An 18974-nucleotide genomic window follows, 5' to 3' on the forward strand; every position below is an offset into this window, starting at 1 on the left:
GCGCGCCTGTCGGCGGTCGCGCCTACCGTGGGGCGGGTGAGCACCTCCTCCGCCCCGTACCTCGCCCGGCCGATCGTCTCGACCCAGTGGCTCGCCGACCAGCTCGGCCGCGAGCACCTCGTCGTCGTCGACGCCAGCGTGCTGCTCGTGCCCGGCTTCGACGGGCGGCCCGGCTACCTCAGCGGCGACGAGCAGTACCTCCTCGAGGGGCATGTCCCCGGCGCCGTGTTCGGCGACCTGCTCGAGCAGCTGTCGGATCCGGCGGCTCCCCTGCCCTTCACCCGGCTCGACCCGGAGCGCTTCGCCGCCGCGACCGCCGCGCTCGGCATCGACGACGACTCGGTGGTCGTCGTGTACGACTCCGCGGTCGGCCAGTGGGCCTCGCGCCTGTGGTGGCTGCTGCGCTCGGCCGGGCACGACGCCGTCGCGGTGCTCGACGGCGGGCTCCCGGCCTGGCGGCGGGAGGAGCGCCCGATCGAGACGGGGCATGTCGAGCCCGCCGTGAGCGGTGGCATCAGCGTGCGCGAGGAGCGGCCGCTCTGGATCGACAAGGCCGGCGTCGAGAGCGTCGTGCGCGGCGAGGCTCCCGGGGCGCTGGTCTGCGCGGTCCCGCCGAAGGAGTTCACCGGGGAGGAGGGGCGCCGACCCCGCCTCGGACACCTGCCGGGCTCGCGGAGCGTCCCCGCCGGGCGGCTCGTCGACCGCGCCGACAACACGCTCCTGCCGCCGGAGCGGCTGCGGTCGCTGTTCGGAGACGCTCTCCAGGCCGAGCGGATCGTCCTCTACTGCGGGGGCGGGATCGCCGCGACGGCCGATGCACTCGCACTGGCGGTGCTCGGAGTCCACACGGCGGTCGTCTACGACGGCTCGCTCAACGAGTGGGCCGCCGACCCCGCGGCGCCACTGGTGGTCACGGCCGCGTGAGCAGCTCCTCCGGGAGGCGGGTCGTCGGCAGGGCGCAGACGAAGGCCTCGCAGGAGTAGGCGGTCGGCAGCCCCTCCCGCGAGATCCGCCCCTCGAACAGCTCGAAGCCCGCGTCCGCCCAGTCCCGGGCGCCCTCGTCGGACACGCCGACCAGCACGCCGATCCCGGCGGACCGCGCGCCCTGCACCGCCTCCGCCGCGCCGGGGCCCACGACGACCAGCTGCCGCACCGGGCGAGCCAGCCGCGAAGCGAGCCCGAGCACGGCGCCGAAGCCCATCGGCTGCCGGACCGCGCCCGGAGCGATCGAGGCGACGACCGCCTCGGCCGCCTCCCGGTAGCGCTGCGATCCGGTGAGCAGGTACAGCTCGTGCGCCGCGTCCGCCGTCGCCGACAGGCCGGAGGGGTAGGCGCCCTCGGAGGGATCGGCCGCGAGCAGGAGTCCCCGCGCGGTCAGCGCCGGGTCCCCTCCCCCGGGCAGCGCGAACGGCAGCGGGCCGTCGGCCGCGTCGAGCGCGCCGTCGATCAGGGTGCGCGCCGCGACCGCGTAGCGCGGACGTCCCTCCGCCAGGGCGAGCTCGAGGAGCCCGCCGGCCAGCATCCCGAGGTCCTCCAGCGCCGGGCGGGCCGCGGAGACGGCACCGTCGAGGGAGGCGCGCACCGCGACGCGGCCGTCGACGAGGTGCCGCTGCAGCACCGCGTCCGCCGCGCGCCGGGCGGCGTCGATCCACTCCTCCCGTCCGAGCACGCGTCCGGCGCGGGCGAGCGCGCGGATCGCCAGGCCGTTCCAGCCGGTGACGACCTTCTCGTCGAGAGCGGGAGGCGCGAGGCGGGACCGGTCCTCGGCGAGGTAGTAGCCGCCCTCCGAGCGCTGACCGTCGACGGTGCTCTCCGAGTCCTGCGCCGATGCGAAGCCGCCGCCCGGCCGCTCGAGAGTGGTCAGGAGGAACGCGGCGACGCCCTCCGCGATCCCGGTCAGCTCCTCCACCCTGGCGCCGTCGTGCCCGAGCAGGACGGCCGCGACGTCGAGCAGCTGCGCGTTGTCGTACAGCATCCGCTCGTAGTGCGGATCGCTCCAGTCGGCCTGCGTCGCGTAGCGGAAGAAGCCCCCGTCGCGGTCGCGGAGCGGGGACGCGGCCAGCGCGAGCAGCGTGCGCTCGGCGAGCGCCGCTCCCGAGGGCCGCGAGGCCAGGAACCCGAGCACGGGGGCCACCGGGAACTTCGGGGCGCCGCCGAAACCGCCGTGCACCCGGTCCTCCTCGTCCTCGAGTGCGCGGACGGCGCCGTCGAGCTCGGCGTCGCCGGGCAGCGCGGAGTCGACGGGCAGCGCCGCGGTCGCCTCGCGCAGGGCCGCGGCCAGGCCGCCCGCCGTCGCCTGCACCTCGTCGCGCCGCAGCCGCCACGCCTCCGAGACCGCGTCGAGGACGTCCGAGAAGGCGGGCACGCCGCCGACGGCGCGCGGCGGGAAGTAGGTGCCGGCGAAGAAGGTCTCGCCGGCGGGGGTGGCGAAGGCCGTCAGCGGCCAGCCGAGCTGTCGGGTGAACGCGCTCGCGGCCGTCAGGTAGGCTGTGTCGACGTCCGGGTGCTCCTCGCGGTCGACCTTCACCGCGACGAAGTCCGCGTTCAGCCGCGCGGCGAGCACCGGATCCGAGAACGACTCTCGCGCCATCACGTGGCACCAGTGGCAGGTGGAGTAGCCGATCGACACCATCACCGGGACGTCGCGGCGCACCGCCTCGGCGAACGCCTCCTCGCCCCAGGGGAACCAGTCGACCGGATTGTCCGCGTGCGAGCGGAGGTAGGGGCTGACACTGGAGCGCAGACGATCGGCCATGCGCTCCACGCTAGACGCGGGCGGAGCCTGCGGTGAGGGGGTTGCCGCGGGTCGGAGGGTCAGGAGGTCCGCGGAGCGCCGACGTCCGCGGGTCTCCCCCGCCGTAGGGCCACCCGACCGCTCAGCGCTCGAAGAACCAGCCCGACGGCCGCTCCGTGCCGCGCACGACCGTGCCGCTTCCGCCGCTCCCACCGCGACGGCCCACCGCAAGGTAGGCGAGGCTGCCGATGAACGGCGCGATCACGATGAACGCCACCCAGGAGACCTTCGCGACCTTCGAGAGCCTCGGGTTCGACAGCACGCCCCGGATCGCGAAGAGCAGCAGCACGATGTTCAGCACGACCAGCAGGGACTGCGGATTCATCGGGGTGCTCCACGGGATCGTGCGCCGCGGTCGACCGGCGCCGGAGCGCCCGACCGGGCAGGGTGGCCCGCGATGTTTCACGAGACAGGGCATTGTCGCACGCGGCGTAGGATGGAGGGCTCATGTCAGACGTGCTCAGCATCCGCTACCCGCCCGAACTCCCCGTGTCGGCGCGGCGCGACGACATCGCCGCCGCGATCCGCGACCACCAGGTGGTCATCGTCGCCGGCGCGACCGGATCGGGCAAGACGACCCAGCTGCCGAAGATCTGCCTGGAGCTCGGCCGCGAGAGCATCGCGCACACGCAGCCCCGGCGCATCGCCGCGCGCACCATCGCCGAGCGCATCGCGGAGGAGCTCGACGACGAGGTCGGCGGGCTGGTCGGCTACCAGGTCCGGTTCACCGACAAGGCGTCCGCCTCGACGCGGATCAAGCTGATGACCGACGGCATCCTGCTCAACGAGATGAACCACGACCGGATGCTCAGCCGGTACGACACGATCATCATCGACGAGGCGCACGAGCGCAGCCTCAACATCGACTTCCTCCTGGGCTACCTGCACCGCCTGCTGCCGCAGCGTCCCGACCTGAAGGTGATCATCACCTCGGCGACGATCGATCCGCAGAGCTTCGCGGCCCACTTCGCCGACGCCGCCGGCGAGCCCGCGCCGATCATCGAGGTCTCCGGCCGCACCTACCCGGTCGAGATCCGCTACCGCCCGCTGGTCGCCGAGGAGCCGGAGGAGGACGACGACACCGACGTCCCCGACGCGACGAGCGGCAGCCGCGACCTGATGACCGGCATCGCCGACGCCCTGGCCGAGCTGGCGCGCGAGGATCCGGGCGACGTCCTGGTGTTCCTCTCGGGCGAGAACGAGATCCGCGACGCCGAGGACGCCATCCGGGGCCGGAACCTGCCGGGCACCGAGGTGCTCCCCCTCTACGGGCGCCTGTCGGCGGCCGATCAGCACCGCGTCTTCGAGAAGGGGCGCACCCCCGGCGTCCGCCGTCGTGTCGTGCTCGCGACCAACGTGGCGGAGACGAGCCTCACCGTCCCCGGGATCCGCTACGTGATCGACGGCGGCACGGCCCGCATCTCGCGCTACAGCGCGCGCTCGAAGGTGCAGCGGCTGCCGATCGAGGCGGTGTCGCAGGCCTCCGCGAACCAGCGCTCCGGCCGCTCGGGCCGCACCAGCGCGGGCATCGCGATCCGCCTCTACTCCGAGGAGGACTACCTCCGCCGCCCCGAGTACACCGATCCCGAGATCCTGCGCACGGGCCTGGCCGCGGTCATCCTGCAGATGATCTCGCTCGGACTGGGCGACATCGCCTCGTTCCCGTTCCTCACTCCGCCCGACTCCCGCGGCATCAAGGACGGCCTCGACCTGCTCACGGAGCTCGGCGCCCTCCGCGTCCCCGGCTCCCCCTCCGCCGCCTCCGCCGCGCCGCGAGACGCCGCTCCGGTGCGCGGCACGCCGCCGAACGCGCACTCGAGCGGCGTCCCGCGCAAGGGGGCGGAGGCCGCGCCGCAGCTCACGCGCATCGGGCGCGACCTCGCGCGGCTCCCCATCGATCCGCGCTTCGGCCGGATGGTGATCGAGTCGCGCCGCCACGGCGTCAGCCGCGAGGTGATGGCGATCGTCGCGGGCCTCACGATCCAGGACGTCCGCGAGCGCCCTCTCGAGCGCCGCGCGCAGGCCGACCAGCAGCACGCGCGCTTCGTCGATCCCACCAGCGACTTCCTCACCCTGCTGAACCTCTGGAACTACGTCGAGGAGAAGCAGGAGGAGCTCTCCTCGAGCGCCTTCCGGCGCCTGTGCAAGGCCGAGTACCTCAACTACCTGCGCGTGCGCGAGTGGCAGGACGTGTTCCGCCAGCTGCGCCAGCTCGCGCGCCCCCTCAAGCTCGAGCTGGGCGAGCCGAAGGTCGACCCCGACGGGATCCACCGGAGCCTCCTGGCCGGCCTGCTCTCGCACCTGGGCATCAAGGACACCACCTCGCAGCAGGCGCAGCGCGCGGCGAAGAGCCGCGAGCGCCAGAACGTGCAGTACATCGGCGCCCGCAACGCGAAGTTCTCGATCTTCCCCGGCAGCGCCCTGGCCAAGAAGCTCCCCGATGCGGTGATGAGCGCCGAGCTGGTCGAGACCAGCCGCCTCTTCGCCCGCTCGAACGCCGCGATCGATCCGGCCTGGGCCGAGGCGATCGCGGGCGACCTCGTGAAGCGGCAGTTCAGCGAGCCGCACTGGGAGAAGTCGCAGGGCGCGGCCGTCGCCTACGAGAAGGTCACGCTCTACGGCGTGCCGATCATCGCCCGCCGCCGCGTCCAGTTCTCGCGGATCGACGCCTCGTACGCCCGCGAGCTGTTCATCCGGCACGCCCTCGTCGAGGGCGAGTGGGAGTCGCGCCACGCCTTCGACCGCAAGAACCGGGCCCTGCGGGCCGAGCTCGAGCGGCTGGAGGAGCGCACGCGCCGTCGCGACCTGCTCGTCGACGACGAGGCCGTGTTCGACTTCTACGACCGCCGACTCCCCCGCGACATCACCTCGGTGCGCTCGTTCGACTCCTGGTGGCGGACGACCCAGCACGACGAGCCCGACCTGCTGACGATGACGCAGGAGACGCTCCTCCCCGAGGACGCGGAGCAGATCGACGAGACCGCGTTCCCCACGCAGTGGCGCCAGGCCGACCAGCGCTTCCGCCTCTCGTACCGGTTCGAGCCGGGGACGGAGGAGGACGGAGTGACGGTGCACGTGCCGCTCGCGCTCCTGCCCCGCGTGACGCCCCTCGGCTTCGACTGGCTGGTGCCGGGGCTCCGGGCCGAGCTGGTCACCGCGATGATCAAGGCGCTGCCCAAGCACCTGCGCCGGAACGTGGTGCCCGCGAACGACTGGGCGCGCAAGCTCACCGCGTCCCTGCCGCACGACGTGCCGAACCCGCCGACGGAGTCGTTCGCGGCGACCCTGGCCGGAGCGATCCGCCGCGAGGCCGGCGTGGTGGTGCAGCCCGAGGACTTCGACCTCGAGCGCATCCCCTCGCACCTGCGGGTCACCTTCGCCGTCGCCGACGAGCGGGGGCGCACGGTCGCCGCCGGCAAGGAGCTCGCCCCGCTGGCCGAGCGCCTGCGCGGCCGGGTCCGCGACGAGGTCGCCCGCGTGGTCGAGGCCCGGGTCCCCGACGCGCTCGAGCGCCGGGGTCTGAGGACCTGGGACATGCCGGAGCTGCCCCGCATCACCGACACCCGGCAGGGCGGGAACACCATCCGCGCCTACCCCGCCCTGATCGACGACGGCGACTCGGTCTCGATCCGCCTGCTCGCCACGGCCGAGGACCAGGCGCGCGAGCACCCGAGAGGCGTCCGCCGCCTCCTCCTGCTCGCGACGCCGAGCCCCGTCGCCTACGTGCAGCAGCACCTCACCTCGAACGAGAAGCTCGTGCTCGCGCAGAGCCCGTACCAGAACACGACCGCGCTCTTCACCGACTGCCTGCTCGCCTGCGTCGACGCGGTCCTCTGGCGGATGAAGCCCGACGGGATGCTCTTCCTCCGCGCCGAGTTCGACGCCGTGCGCGACCGGGTCTCGGCGAGCGTCATGGACGCGATGTTCGAGACCGTGAAGACGGTCACGACGATCCTCACCACCGCCCGGGGCGTCGAGAAGGCGCTCAAGGCCTCGACGAGCATGGCGCTCCTGCCCGCCCTCACGGATGCGCGGGAGCAGCTCTCGGGCCTGGTCTACCCGGGCTTCGTCTCGGCGACCGGAGTGGAGCGCCTGCGGCACCTCCCGCGCTACCTCGGCGGGATCACCGAGCGCTTCGGAAAGATCGCCGAGAACGTCGGGCGCGACCGCGTCTGGCTGAACGAGGTGCAGGCGGCCCAGGAGCTCTACCGCTCGGCAGGCGGCGTCGTGCCGCTGCCCGCGCACGCCCCGGAGCGGATCGCGCGCGCCCGCTGGATGATCGAGGAGCTGCGGGTGAGCTTCTTCGCGCAGTCGCTCGGCACCGCCGAGAGCGTGTCGCTGCAGCGGATCCGCAAGGTGCTGGCCGGCTGACGCGCCCCTCCGCCGAGGGAACCGCGACCCGTCGAGGGGCCCTCGGGCAGCGGTCTCCCTCGACGAACCGCAGTCCCCTCCGGAGCGCTAGTGTCGTCCGGTGGGCAGCTACACCGATCTCCTGAAGACCCCCGGGGTGGGGCGCATCATCCTCGCGCAGCTGACCGCGCGCTTCCCGTTCGGCATGCTCTCGCTGGCGTTCCTCCTGCACGTGGAGCGGGTGCACCACTCCTACGCCGCCGCCGGCCTGGTGCTCGGCTCGATGTCGATCGGGCAGGCCATCGCCGGGCCGCTGACCAGCCGCCTGATGGGGCGGCTCGGAATGCGCCGCGTGCTGACGATCACCCTCGTGGTCTGCGCGGGCGCGATCATCGCGATGGCCGTGCTCCCGCTCGAGGTGTGGCAGTTCGTCGTGATCGGGTTCGTCGCCGGCCTGAGCATGCCGCCGGTGCAGCCCGCCGTGCGGACCATCTACCCCAAGATGGTCACCAGCTCGCAGCTGACCCCGCTCTTCTCGCTCGACGCCTCCGCTCAGGAGATCATCTGGGTGCTCGGCCCGGTGCTGGCGACGCTCGTGTCGATCCAGGTGTCGACGGTCGCGGGCATCCTTACGGCCGCCGCGTTCCTGATCGGCGGCGGGATCTGGTTCATCGCCTCGCCCGAGGTGGGCCGCGTCCGCATCCCGCGCTCGAAGCGCCGCCTCGGCGTGGTGCTCACGAAGCCCCCGGTGCTGCTGGCCACGGTCGTCGGCTTCCTCCTGATCGGCGCCTGCTCGGCGGTCGAGGCGGGCGTGGTCGCGGTGTTCGGCGAGGGCGGAGTCGAGTCGGGCGTCGTGCTCGCCGTGTTCGCGGCGGGGTCCCTGGTCGGCGGCCTCGCCCTCGGCCACATCCCGATCAGCCGGTGGGCGACCGCGCGGCGGATGCTGATCGTCACGGTCGGCATGGGCCTGGCGGCGGTCTCGACCGACTTCTGGTGGCTGTGCGTCACGCTGTTCCTCGCCGGCATCGGCATCGCCCCCGCTCTCGCGGCGCTGTTCGCGATCACCGCCTCGAGCGTGCGCTTCTCGGACACGGCGGAGGCCTACGGCTGGGTCGGCACCGGTCAGCTGATCGGCGCGGCGCTGGGCTCCGCGATCGCCGGCGTGCAGATCGACCAGGCCGGGCCGACCGCCGCCATCGTCGTCGCCGCTGCCTTCGCCCTGGTCGGCTTCCTGGTGCCCCTGCTCGGCCGCCGGTACCACCCGGATCTCCGCGGGCGCGACGCCAGCCCGCTGCCCGACACCGAGCCGGTCACGCTGCCCTCCTAGGCCGCCACCCCGGTTGTCCGGCGCCTGTCGGGCACCCTAGGGTGAAGGCCCACGACGACGAGGGGACGGCATGGGACTGCGGGAGGACGCGGAGGAGCTGGTGCGCGAGCACCGGCGCGCCGCCGCCCGGACCGACCTCCTCGACCCCTGGTCCGATCCGGAGACCCCGGAGTGGTGCACGGAGCTCGCCGCCGCGCTCTGGCAGGGGTCCTTCCGCCCGAGTCCCGTCTACTTCCGCCGCGAGGAGTCCTCGCACGCCTGGCGCGGCCCGCACTCGACCCGCCTGCACCACCTCGGCTACGGGTGGCAGCTCACCGCGCACCGCGAGCAGCACGGGGTCGTCGCCTCCGAGACGGCGGTGGTCCTCGAGACGGGCTCCCTCTGGCGCGGACTCGGCATCGGCCGGCGCCCCGTGCGCGCGCTCCGCGGCCGGCTCGGCGTCGAGGGCCTGCAGGCGGGCCACGACGTGCACTTCGCCGTGCGCGGCATCGACGAGCGCAGCGACGCGGAGCGCGCCGAGCGGCGCCTCCTCTTCGGGGTGGCCGGTGTCGCGGCGCTGATCGAGGACGACGTGCACGTGGGACCGCACGGCGAGCTCGACTGGAGCGTCTGAGGCGCATGACAGCATGGGAGGCATGAGCGTCCCCCTGATCCCCCTCAACGACGGCCGCGCGATCCCCCAGCTCGGGCTCGGCGTCTACAAGATCGGCGACGAGGAGGCGGCCCGCACGGTCGCCGTCGCCCTGGAGGCCGGCTACCGGCACGTCGACACCGCCACCCTCTACGGCAACGAGCGCGGAGTCGGCGAGGGGATCCGCGCGAGCGGCCTCCCCCGCGAGCAGGTCTTCGTGACGACCAAGGTGTGGAACGACGACCACGGCTTCGACGAGACGCTCGCCGCCTTCGACCGGAGCCTCGAGCTGCTCGGCACCGACTACGTCGACCTCTACCTCGTGCACTGGCCGATTCCCTCGCGCGACCGCTACGTCGACACCTACCGTGCCCTCGAGCGCCTGCAGAGCGAGGGGCGGGCCCGCTCGATCGGCGTCTCGAACTTCGCCGAGGAGCACGTGCAGCGCCTGCTCGACGAGACGGGAGTGGTGCCCGCGATCAACCAGGTCGAGCTGCACCCGCGGCTGCCCCAGGAGGAGCTGCGCGCCTTCGACGCCGCCCACGGGATCGTCACCGAGGCGTGGTCGCCGCTGGCCCGCGGGCGCCTCCTCGACGAGCCGGCCCTGGCCCGCGTCGCCGCGAAGCACGGCGTCTCGCCGGCGCAGGCGGTGCTGCGCTGGCATGTGCAGCTCGGCGTCGTCGTGATCCCGAAGTCGGTGACGCCGGAGCGGATCCGCGAGAACCTGGACGTCTTCGGCTTCGCCCTGGACGACGAGGACCTCGCCGCGATCGCCGGGCTCGCGACCGGTGAGCGCACCGGCCGCGACCCGCGCTTCGACTGAGGCTCCGGCGATGACGGCGGGCAGGGTCCTGCTCCTGCACGGCCTGGGCGGTTCGGGCCGCACCTGGTGGCGGCTGAGCCGCGAGCTGACCGCGGCGGGCTGGAGCGTCTCCGCTCCCGACCTGCGCGGACACGGCGACGGGCCGCGCGGCGGCTCCGCCCGCCACGACGCCTACGCCGACGACGCCCTCGCGCGGGGACGGTTCGACCTCGTCGTCGGGCACTCGCTCGGCGGAGCGGTCGCGGTGCGCGCCGCCGCCCGCGAGTCCGGCTGGGCGGGGCGCCTGGCGCTGCTGGACCCGGTGCTCCGGCTCGCCCCGGAGCAGCGGGCCGCCGTCCGCGCGGGCGAGCTCGCCGGTCTCGCGGTCTCGGCCGAGGAGCTCGCTGTCGCGCAGCCGCTCTGGGACGAGCGGGACCGGGCCGAGAAGCTCGCCGCGGTGCGGGACGCCGACCCGTCCGCGGTGGCGGCGACGATCGACGACAACGATCCGTGGGACCTGCTGGCGGACCTGCCGGGCCTCCGCCCGCCGGTCCTCGTGCTGGCCGGCGACCCGCATGTCGAGACGTTGCTCCCTCCCTCCCTCGCCGCCCTGGTGCTGCGCGCGAATCCGCGCATCCGGTACGCGGTCGTGGCGGGCGCAGGTCACAGCCCCCACCGCGACCGTCCGGAGGAGACGCTCGCGATGCTCCGCGAGTGGGCCGAGAGCCCGGCGACGGCCTGACCGACCCGCCGGCCCGGTCCGTGTTTCGTCCGGATGAAATCTGGCAGGGGGGACTGGGCCGCACCGTTTCCTGTGAATACCCTCGCAGAGGACGCGATCCCCTCCCAGTCTTCGGGAGGTGCGCGTCGGGGCCGCCGACGCGGCGGCCCGTTCTCGAGGAGAGGGAGCCCCAGTGGCGCGAACCACCACGAACACCCCGAGCGGCCGCCGACGCCGCTCGCTGATCGGCTCGAGCGCGATGATCGGAGCGGGCGCCCTCGTCGTCGGCTTCGCCTTCGCGCCGACGGCGAGCGCCGTCGAGCCGGTCGACTTCGCCGACACCGTCACGGTCGACGGCATCATGACCCACCTGGAGGCGCTCCAGGCGATCGCGGACGCCAACGGCGGCACCCGCGCGATCGGCACCCCGGGCTACGAGCTGAGCGGCGCGTACGTCGAGAAGGTCCTCGCGGACGCCGGCTACACGACGCAGCGCCAGGACTTCACCACCGCGACGCAGACGATCGACGCGTTCACGCTGACCACCGGGACCGGCGCCGTCGGCACCCCGATGGAATTCACTCCGTCGACGCCCGAGGGCGGCGTGACCGGCGAGCTCATCGCCCCCGTCGATCCGCTCGGCTGCACCACGGACGCCTGGACCGGCCTCGACGCCACCGGGAAGGTCGCGCTCGTCAGCCGCGGCTCCTGCAGCTTCCTCGAGAAGTCGGTCGCCGCCGGTGCCGCCGGCGCCGCCGCGATCATCATCTACGACAACGCGCCGAGCGACGCCCTCAACGGGACGTTCGGCGGACAGGACGAGGCCGCCGTCCCCGGCGTCGGCGTCACGCAGGCCGAGGGGCAGGCGCTGCTGGCGTCGCTCCCCGCGAGCGTCTCGGTCCTCATCGACCAGACGACGACCGAGGTGGAGACCTTCAACATCGTCACGGAGACTCCGGGCGGCGACCACGACAACGTGGTCATGCTCGGCGCGCACCTCGACAGCGTGCCCGCCGGCCCCGGCATCAACGACAACGGCTCCGGATCCGCGACGCTGCTCGAGACGGCCGTGCAGCTGGCCGCCGCGGGCGACACGACCAACGCGGTCCGCTTCGCCTGGTGGGGCGCCGAGGAGGTGGGCCTGGTCGGCTCCTACACCTACGTCGACTCCCTGACGGAGGAGGACGCCTCGAAGATCGCGACCTACATGAACTTCGACATGGTCGCCTCGCCGAACTACGTGGTCTCCGTCTACGACGCGGACCAGTCCACCTACGAGGCCCCCGTGGACGTGCCCGCCGGCTCGATCGCGACCGAGAAGGCGTTCACCGACTACTTCGACTCGGTCGACCAGCCCTGGATCGACACCGCGTTCGACGGACGCAGCGACTACGACGGCTTCATCTCGGTCGGCATCCCGTCCTCGGGCGTCTTCACCGGCGCCGACGACGTCAAGACGGAGGAGGAGGTCGCGCTGTTCGGCGGCACCGCCGGCATCACGCACGACCCGAACTATCACTCCGCCGCCGATGACATCGACAACATCAACCAGGAGGCGCTCGGCATCACGTCGAAGGCCATCGCCTTCGTGACCGCCTCGTTCGCCGCGGACACCTCCGCGATCGACGCCGAGAAGGACCCGACCACGCCGACCCCGACGCCGGAGCCCACCGTGGCCCCGACCGCCGAGCCGACCGTCGCTCCGACCGTCGCTCCGACCGCGCAGCCGACCGTCGCCCCGACGACCGCGCCCACCACCGCGCCGACGGCCGCTCCCACCCCGAGCAGCACGCCGACCGCCGTGGCGCCGCACCCCGGCGGCCGCCCGCCCCTGGCCTCGACGGGAGCCGACGTCGGCCTGCCGCTGGGCCTCGGCGGACTGCTGATCGCCGGCGGCGTCGGCGGGCTCCTGCTCGCCGCGCTGCGCCGCCGGCGCGCCGAGCGCGGCTAGCCGCCACCGCCCCGGAGCCGTCCGGCCGTCGCCCCGCGCGACGACCGGACGGCTCCGTCGTTCCGCCCTGAGGGGACCCCGGATCGTCGAGACCGCCCGCTGCGGCGGGTCCCTTCGACGGTCGGGGGCTCCCTCACGTCCGACAGGGCTTCCGGCGGCCGGGGGACACGGTGTTCACTGGGCGCATGCGAGCCATCTGGAAGGGCGCGATCACCTTCGGCCTGGTCAACGTGCCGGTGAAGATCTACAGCGCGACCGAGGACCACGACATCCCGCTGCATCAGGTCCACGACAAGGACGGCGGACGGATCCGGTATCAGCGCAAGTGCGAGATCTGCGGCGAGGTCGTCACCTTCGACCACATCGACAAGGCCTACGACGACGGCGAGCGCACCGTGGTCCTGTCCAAGGACGAGCTCAAGGCGCTGCCGGAGGAGCGCGACCGTGAGATCGACGTCGTGCAGTTCGTGCCCAGCGAGCAGGTCGACCCGATCATGTTCGACCGCGCCTACATCCTGGAGCCCGACTCCTCCTCCCCCAAGGCCTACGTCCTGCTGCGCCGCACCCTCGAGCAGACCGACCGCACCGCCATCGTCGAGTTCGCGCTCCGGCAGAAGACCCGGCTCGCGGCGCTGCGGGTGCGCGGCAAGCTGCTGATGTTGCAGACGCTGCTCTGGGCCGACGAGGTGCGCGAGGTCGCGTTCCCGTCGCTCGAGGGCACCACCCGGATCGCCGCCCGCGAGCTGGAGATGTCCTCGCACCTGGTCGACTCCTACTCGGAGGACTTCGACGCGTCGAAGTTCCAGGACTCCTACCAGGCCGAGCTGCGCACCCTCATCGACGCGAAGATCGAGCAGGGCGACGCCCTCGACACCTCCGCGACCTTCGGCGAGAAGCCCGAGGAGGAGGGCGGCGGCGAGGTGCTCGACCTGATGGAGGCGCTGAAGCGCTCGGTCGAGCGCAGCCGCGGGGCGAAGGCGGGGGCGAAGGCGGACCCCGAGGAGAAGGCGCCGGCGAAGAAGCGGACGACGAGGAAGAAGGCCGACGAGGACGCCTCGGCCGACGAGGACTCGGCGCCGAGGAAGACCGCCGCCAAGAAGCCGCCGGCGAAGAAGAGCGCCGCGAAGACCGACGACGAGAAGGCCGCTCCGGAGAAGATCACCCCGAAGAAGAAGCCCGCCGCGAAGAAGGCGGCCTCGACGGCCGAAGCGGAGGAGGAGAAGGCGGCTTCCTGAGCCCCCGCTCCCCCTCGACCTCAGCCGAGGCGGACCGCCGCGCGACTCACGCACACCACTCGTAGGGCGGGACCGAGCCCTCGGCGAGGGTGATGCCGTCCACGTAGTCCCGCTCGAGGTGGAAGAAGAGCGAGCTGCCGGACGCCCCGCTGACCACGGCGTAGTCGCCGTACATCTCGTCGCGCATCACCGCCGTATCGGGGTGCGCGGCCAGCAGCTCCGCGAGGGACGAGCCGAAGCCGATGTCGCGCCAGCTCCGCGGGGCCGGCGCGAAGGCCGACGAGCCCTGGACCACGACCATCAGGACCCGGTGCTCGTCGCTGTCCGCCCGGGCCACGACGTCCACGGAGACGGCGTCGCTCCCGGTGTCGATGTACCGGGCCCACGTGCAGTACTCGGGCAGCCCCTCGCTGACGAGCGGCACGTCGACCTCCACGTCGTCGAACGACTCGCCGAGCCCGATCGGCCCCACGGCGTCGAGCGTCACCTCCCAGGACGAGACGAGCGACGTCGTGAGGCTGGCCGCCGAGGCGTCGGGTCCGCAGGTGCAGACGACGATGCGGCGGATCGTCCCCGCGACCGCTCCGCCGCTGGAGCCGTCGTAGACGATCCGGTAGCCGCTCGCGCTGCCCGGGGCGGCGGCGAAGTCGGCCGACCAGCCGTCGTCGACGGCGACCGGCGCGGACGGAGCGCCGTAGATCGCCTGCGCGGCGGCGACATCGGCGCCGACCGCGACCCCGTCCGCGGTCGATGCTCCGGTCCTCGGGGTGATGGCGGTGAGCACGCCACCGCGGAACTCGAGCGTCGCGAAGGAGCACTCGACCAGGACGACCTCGACGGTCTCGCTCGTCACCGAGAAGCCGTCGAGCGCGAAGCGCGCCTGCTCGAGGGTCATCCCGAGGCGGGCCCTGCCGTAGCCCTCGGCCGTCACGAGGTCGCCGGTCGCGGTCGCCGCCCGCAGCCGTGCTGCGAGCTGGTCAGCGTCGGCCGCGTCGACGTAGCTGCCGGAGCCGAGGGTCGCGATGCACTGCAGCTGCGACTGCGCCTGCTCGTCGGCGTCGACCGCGAAGCCGATGACCTCGATCGAGAGCAGCGGATGCGCCTTCAGCACCTCGCCCGCGACCTCGCAGGAGGACGGCGGCGAGCAGGTGTCGACGCCGTCGCTGACGAGGACGATCGTCGCCGGCTCGTCGGTGGGCAGCTGCTCCGCCGCCGAGCGCAGCGCCGGGCCGATCGGGGTGAAGCCCGACTCGACGATGCCGGCGATCGCCGCCGTGAAGCCGACGGTGTCGACGGGCTGGACCGGCTGGAGGACGGTCACGTCGGAGCAGCCGGCCGCCCGCTCGGCGTCCGAGTTGCCGGTGCCGGTGCCGAAGACCGTCAGCCCGAGCTCGCTCGCCGGATCGAGTCCCTGGACGAGGGTCGTCGCGGCGGCCCGGGCGGCGTCCATGCGGGTGCCGCCCGTCGGGACGTCGCGGACCATCGAGCCGGAGGCGTCGAGGATGAGCATCGTCGGGACGCCGCCCGGGTCCGGGTCCGGGGCCGCGGCGGGGGCGTCGGCGGCCGGGATTCCGGCGGCGCTCGGGACGGCGTCGACCGGCTCCGGGTCGACCGCGGCGTTCGTCGAGGGCTCCACCGCAGCGCCGGGGAAGGGCAGGCCGGAGCCGCCACCGAGGAGCGTCGGCACCGTCAGCACGGCGCCCGTCACGAGCGTCAGCAGCACGAGCGCGCCGGCGGCGGTCGGCAGGATCCAGGCCCTGCTGCCTGCGGGGCGCGGGGAGCCGGAGGAGCGTGGGGTCATCGTGTCGTCCTCGGAGTCGGAGCGGGTGGCGAAGAAGAAGACGTCGGCGTCATGTGGAGCGCTCGCCGATCAGCACGTCGGCGATCACGAGACGCGTGCCGTCCCAGCGCATCGTCGCGGTGACCGGGCGGGTGGGCTGCGAGCCGCCGAGGTCCTCCCAGTACCAGGAGACTCGGAAGCCTCCATCAGCGTCGGCAGTCAGGTCGAGCACCTGGTCGCGATAGCCGCCAGGGACGATCTCGGGAAGTCCGATCGCATCGAGGACGCGTCCGTCGGCAGCGTAGAAGACGAGTGAGTCGGGCCAGTTGACTCCGCCGTGGCTGCAGCCGATCACCGAGACGCCAGCGGCGTCCGCGGTGGTCGGTGCTGCGAGGACGGCGAGGTGCGCCCCCGTCGAGACGCCCTCGTCGTGCAGGTACACGCCGCCCGGCTCGTCCGCGGGAGTCGGCAGGACGCCGTCGACGAGGGTCCCCGCGTCGAACTCGCAGAGCGCCGGCACAGGAGCGGAGGAGAAGAAGGCGGGCGAGAGCGCCGTCGCCGGCGCCTCCGGCAGGCCGTCCTGCGAGAGCGCCCACAGGCCGGTCGGCTCGGGGTCCGGCGTTACGGGCGTGCCGGAGGCGTAGCCGACCGCGGACGCCCCGTCCGCTCGGTTCTGCAGAGCCAGCAACGCGGATCGGGCGAGCCGCTCGGCGACCGCCTTGCCGAGCCCGGAGGAGTCCGGCGACTGCACGAGCCGGAAGACCTGGAGCACGTTCCCCGTGGTCGCCGTGACCACGGCCGTCGTGACTCCGACGTCGTCGCTGCGGACGCCGGCGAACCAGTGCACCGCATCGTCGGGCCCGTCCGAGGGCGCGGACCCGGTCCCGCTCTCGATCCAGGTCGTCGTCCGGAGCAGGTCGTAGTCCTGCGATCGCTCCTCGATGCGGTGGCAGCGCCCCGACGCACGCAGCAGATCGCCGTAGCGGTCCGCGGCAGCAGTCACGCTGGGCAGCAGGAGCAGCTCGCTCTCGAAGCCGGCGCCCGTGCGCGAGCGGTACCCGGCGGGGTGGAGAGCGTCGGCGTCGAGGATCGCCCGGCAGCTCTCCGGCTCGATCCCTCCACCGAGGAAGTCGGTGACCCGCTCGACGCCGAGCTCACCGTCGCCGGGGTCCACTCCGGTCAGCTCGCCGAGGACGCTCCCGCCGACGACGAGCGCCTCGAGCTCGGACGCGAGGTACGTCTCGTCGCCGGTGAGGGCGGCGGGGCTCGCGGGCACGACTCCGGAGGCGACGTCGCGGACGACGCCGCTCCCCCACGGCGTCGCGAGCGCCGCCCATGCGCCGGCGGCGACGACGAGCGCGGCGACGGTCGCGGTGACCGCGACGGAGACGGAGCGGCCGGCCATGTCAGACCGTCGAGCCGGACAGCGCGAGCCGCGTCCGCTCAGGCACGGGTCTCCCCGAGCAGCGACATCGCATTCTGCGCGTAGGCCTCGAAAGTGACGTCCCGCCCTTTCTCCTCCCAGTGCCGGCCGGCTCGGCGCTGCCCGACCACGCCGTTCGCCCATCCGAACGCGTCGGCGCTCCCACCTGCAGCTCGCTCGAGCATGGCGATGTCAGGGGCCTCGACGCGACTGAAGATCGTCGACCAGGCGATGACCGCGCCTGGCTCAGGGAGCACGACGTCGACGGAGCCGTCCGGCCGGAAAGAGAAGAGGAGGAGGCAGCCCGGCGCGTCACGCGAGGAGAGGCAGACCAGGATGGTCGTCCGCTCCCCGCTCCTCATCAGCACCCGGGCGACCCGGAGCCGATCGGGGCTTTCGGGAAGCCGTCGGAGCGCCGATCGCACCTCCTCCAGCGCCGCCTCCTCCACCGTCGCGCCCAGCGCGCTGCGGGCAGCGAGTGTCGCCCCTCCCACATCCGCGACCGCGTCCGCCGAGAGCAGATCGCCGCCGAAGAGCCCGCTCGTGAGCGCCGAAGCGAGAACCTCGCGACGGTCCTCGGCCTGAGCCAGGAACAGCAGCTCAGCCGAGAACAAGGTGCTGATCGTCTTCACAGCTTCGTCCCCATCCAGTAGAAGAAGTCGTTCGTCGTGCCCGCTACTCCGTCGACGATCGACAGACCGAAGCCGCCGAGGCCCTCGTAGCGCTCGGCGAGTCGGATGTGCTGCTCAGGGGTCAGAGTGTCGAACGATGCGCTGTCACCGAACATGAACCGTGCGCCCTGATCGAGGGCACCTCCTGGGCTGTCGTAGAAGGTGTTCACGCCCTGGTAGATGCCGGTGCCGATGAGCTTGCCGCCTTCCCACGCGAGGCCCGCGCCCGGGATGAAGAGTCCGGCGACTCCCGCAAGGGTGTCCAGAGCCGCTTCCACCTGTCCCCCCGTATCCCCGTCTCGTACCGCGGAGTAGAGGTCCCAACCGTTGAAGAGGAATCCGATGGCACTGGCGACACCGCCGAGCGACTTGAACTCCTTGAGCACATCGTCGATGGAGTTCATCCCGGTCCCGCCGGCGTCGACGATCTTCTGCAGGGCCTTGAGATAGGCGGCGCCGTCCGAAGCGAGTCCGTGAACTCCGAGGAGCGCCCTGATCGCCTCGGAGAAGTCCTCCAGCGAGATCTGCCCGACCGTGGTCCCGTCCGGGCGGCCTCCACCGAGTCGAGTACCGCCGTCGCGAGCGCTCGCGCGTTCCTGCTGCTCAGCCTGCTTCAGGACGTCCCGCGAGATGCGCTCGAGGGCGTCCGAGGCGCTCTGCACCTGGCGGCTGTACTCGCTGTCCCACAGCATCCGGAACCGCACGGCCACCGGGCCCATCCAGGCGGCGATGCGGATGCCGCTCCCGATGCGCTGGCGCGAGCCGTTCAGCTGGTCGCTGGCGGACTGGAGCCGCCGCGCCAGGTCGCGCAGCTGCGCCACATCGGCGCCGTACATTCCACTGCTCATCACTTCTCCTCCTCGACGCTCTCGGACGACCGGAGGGGCGGGATCCTGTCGGAACCCGCCCCCGTCGGGTCATCCGTTCGAGACGCTCTCCTGCGCCGACGCGTTCTGCGAGGCGCGCTGCGAAGCGTCCTGCAGCGCGTTGATGACGCGGTTGAGTGCCGCCACGTGCGTGCTCGACCAGTCGTTGCGGAACTGCTCCGCGTCCGGTCCCGTCCACTGCGTGTTGCCGAGCTGGTTCGTGAGGGTCGAGAGCACCTGCTGGATCGTGCTCGCCTCCTGGTTGAGCTTGCTCGAGAGCTGGCGGACCTGCTCGACGTCGAGTCCCCAAACGGCCATGGTGTTCGTCCTTTCGTCGTTGCTCCGGAGCATCCGGAGGCTTGGTTCTCCGGCCGTCCGGCTCCCGCTGGCGGGTTCCCGGTCGACCTGTGGAGAAGTTATCGA

15 protein-coding genes are annotated in these 18974 nt (G+C 73.0%); 8 read left to right on the forward strand and 7 right to left on the reverse strand.

What is annotated here, in order from left to right; all coding sequences use genetic code 11:
- Window positions 1-36: 36 nt before the first annotated feature.
- A complete protein-coding gene (locus C5C29_RS05655; protein ID WP_146081508.1) occupies window positions 37-924 on the forward strand; it encodes a sulfurtransferase in 888 nt (295 codons plus the stop codon).
- On the opposite strand, the gene C5C29_RS05660 is transcribed toward C5C29_RS05655, so the two are convergent.
- Window positions 911-2755, reverse strand: a complete 1845-nt coding sequence (locus tag C5C29_RS05660) for a thioredoxin domain-containing protein (protein ID WP_104222314.1) — start codon at window positions 2753-2755, stop codon at window positions 911-913. The two genes, C5C29_RS05655 and C5C29_RS05660, sit on opposite strands and share 14 nt — an antisense overlap.
- A gap of 121 nt (window positions 2756-2876) precedes the next feature.
- Window positions 2877-3119 carry a PLDc N-terminal domain-containing protein gene (locus C5C29_RS05665; RefSeq protein WP_159939582.1) on the reverse strand — a complete coding sequence of 81 codons (243 nt, stop codon included), beginning with the start codon at window positions 3117-3119 and terminating at the stop codon, window positions 2877-2879.
- 122 nt (window positions 3120-3241) lie between these two features.
- On the opposite strand from C5C29_RS05665, the gene hrpA reads away from it, so the two are divergent.
- The 7 genes from hrpA (at window position 3242) to C5C29_RS05700 (ending at window position 13811) form a co-directional block, all read left to right on the forward strand.
- Complete coding sequence (hrpA, locus tag C5C29_RS05670; protein WP_104222310.1) at window positions 3242-7165, forward strand: ATP-dependent RNA helicase HrpA; 3924 nt, start codon at window positions 3242-3244, stop codon at window positions 7163-7165.
- Between the two features lie 100 nt (window positions 7166-7265).
- Complete coding sequence (locus C5C29_RS05675) at window positions 7266-8471, forward strand: MFS transporter (RefSeq protein ID WP_104222308.1); 1206 nt, start codon at window positions 7266-7268, stop codon at window positions 8469-8471.
- A gap of 70 nt (window positions 8472-8541) precedes the next feature.
- The gene (locus C5C29_RS05680) at window positions 8542-9084 is read left to right on the forward strand and encodes a hypothetical protein (RefSeq protein WP_104222306.1); all 543 of its coding nucleotides are present in this window, start codon (window positions 8542-8544) and stop codon (window positions 9082-9084) included.
- A gap of 22 nt (window positions 9085-9106) precedes the next feature.
- Window positions 9107-9925, forward strand: coding sequence for an aldo/keto reductase (locus tag C5C29_RS05685; protein ID WP_104222368.1), 819 nt, complete (start codon window positions 9107-9109; stop codon window positions 9923-9925).
- 10 nt (window positions 9926-9935) lie between these two features.
- Window positions 9936-10646: an alpha/beta fold hydrolase gene (locus C5C29_RS05690; protein ID WP_104222367.1), complete on the forward strand. Its 711-nt coding sequence runs from the start codon at window positions 9936-9938 to the stop codon at window positions 10644-10646.
- A 172-nt stretch (window positions 10647-10818) separates the two neighbouring features.
- Window positions 10819-12576: a M28 family peptidase gene (locus C5C29_RS05695; protein ID WP_104308090.1), complete on the forward strand. Its 1758-nt coding sequence runs from the start codon at window positions 10819-10821 to the stop codon at window positions 12574-12576.
- A 185-nt stretch (window positions 12577-12761) separates the two neighbouring features.
- Window positions 12762-13811: a Ku protein gene (locus C5C29_RS05700; protein WP_104222303.1), complete on the forward strand. Its 1050-nt coding sequence runs from the start codon at window positions 12762-12764 to the stop codon at window positions 13809-13811.
- 46 nt (window positions 13812-13857) lie between these two features.
- On the opposite strand, the gene C5C29_RS05705 is transcribed toward C5C29_RS05700, so the two are convergent.
- The 5 genes from C5C29_RS05705 to C5C29_RS05725 all read right to left on the reverse strand — a co-directional run bounded on the left by C5C29_RS05705 (window position 13858) and on the right by C5C29_RS05725 (window position 18869).
- Window positions 13858-15612, reverse strand: a complete 1755-nt coding sequence (locus C5C29_RS05705; RefSeq protein ID WP_104222301.1) for a VWA domain-containing protein — start codon at window positions 15610-15612, stop codon at window positions 13858-13860.
- A gap of 49 nt (window positions 15613-15661) precedes the next feature.
- Window positions 15662-16996, reverse strand: coding sequence for a hypothetical protein (locus C5C29_RS05710; protein ID WP_104222299.1), 1335 nt, complete (start codon window positions 16994-16996; stop codon window positions 15662-15664).
- Between the two features lie 38 nt (window positions 16997-17034).
- Complete coding sequence (locus C5C29_RS05715; RefSeq protein ID WP_104222297.1) at window positions 17035-17646, reverse strand: hypothetical protein; 612 nt, start codon at window positions 17644-17646, stop codon at window positions 17035-17037.
- Window positions 17643-18533, reverse strand: coding sequence for a WXG100 family type VII secretion target (locus tag C5C29_RS05720; protein WP_146082207.1), 891 nt, complete (start codon window positions 18531-18533; stop codon window positions 17643-17645). The genes C5C29_RS05715 and C5C29_RS05720 overlap by 4 nt, the downstream gene beginning before the upstream one ends.
- A 69-nt stretch (window positions 18534-18602) precedes the next feature.
- Window positions 18603-18869: a WXG100 family type VII secretion target gene (locus C5C29_RS05725; protein WP_104222293.1), complete on the reverse strand. Its 267-nt coding sequence runs from the start codon at window positions 18867-18869 to the stop codon at window positions 18603-18605.
- Window positions 18870-18974: the final 105 nt, after the last annotated feature.

The sequence above is a fragment of the Rathayibacter sp. AY1H2 genome (genome assembly GCF_002931985.1).
GTDB lineage: Bacteria > Actinomycetota > Actinomycetes > Actinomycetales > Microbacteriaceae > Rathayibacter.

Coding starts and splice junctions, on each gene's coding strand:
- C5C29_RS05725 (WP_104222293.1), bottom strand. CDS start 18,869: ATGGCCGTTTGGGGACTCGACGTCGAGCAGGTCCGCCAGCTCTCGAGC.
- C5C29_RS05700 (WP_104222303.1), top strand. CDS start 12,762: ATGCGAGCCATCTGGAAGGGCGCGATCACCTTCGGCCTGGTCAACGTG.
- C5C29_RS05685 (WP_104222368.1), top strand. CDS start 9,107: ATGAGCGTCCCCCTGATCCCCCTCAACGACGGCCGCGCGATCCCCCAG.
- C5C29_RS05705 (WP_104222301.1), bottom strand. CDS start 15,612: ATGACCCCACGCTCCTCCGGCTCCCCGCGCCCCGCAGGCAGCAGGGCC.
- C5C29_RS05665 (WP_159939582.1), bottom strand. CDS start 3,119: ATGAATCCGCAGTCCCTGCTGGTCGTGCTGAACATCGTGCTGCTGCTC.
- C5C29_RS05720 (WP_146082207.1), bottom strand. CDS start 18,533: ATGAGCAGTGGAATGTACGGCGCCGATGTGGCGCAGCTGCGCGACCTG.
- C5C29_RS05660 (WP_104222314.1), bottom strand. CDS start 2,755: ATGGCCGATCGTCTGCGCTCCAGTGTCAGCCCCTACCTCCGCTCGCAC.
- C5C29_RS05690 (WP_104222367.1), top strand. CDS start 9,936: ATGACGGCGGGCAGGGTCCTGCTCCTGCACGGCCTGGGCGGTTCGGGC.
- C5C29_RS05680 (WP_104222306.1), top strand. CDS start 8,542: ATGGGACTGCGGGAGGACGCGGAGGAGCTGGTGCGCGAGCACCGGCGC.
- hrpA (WP_104222310.1), top strand. CDS start 3,242: ATGTCAGACGTGCTCAGCATCCGCTACCCGCCCGAACTCCCCGTGTCG.
- C5C29_RS05710 (WP_104222299.1), bottom strand. CDS start 16,996: ATGGCCGGCCGCTCCGTCTCCGTCGCGGTCACCGCGACCGTCGCCGCG.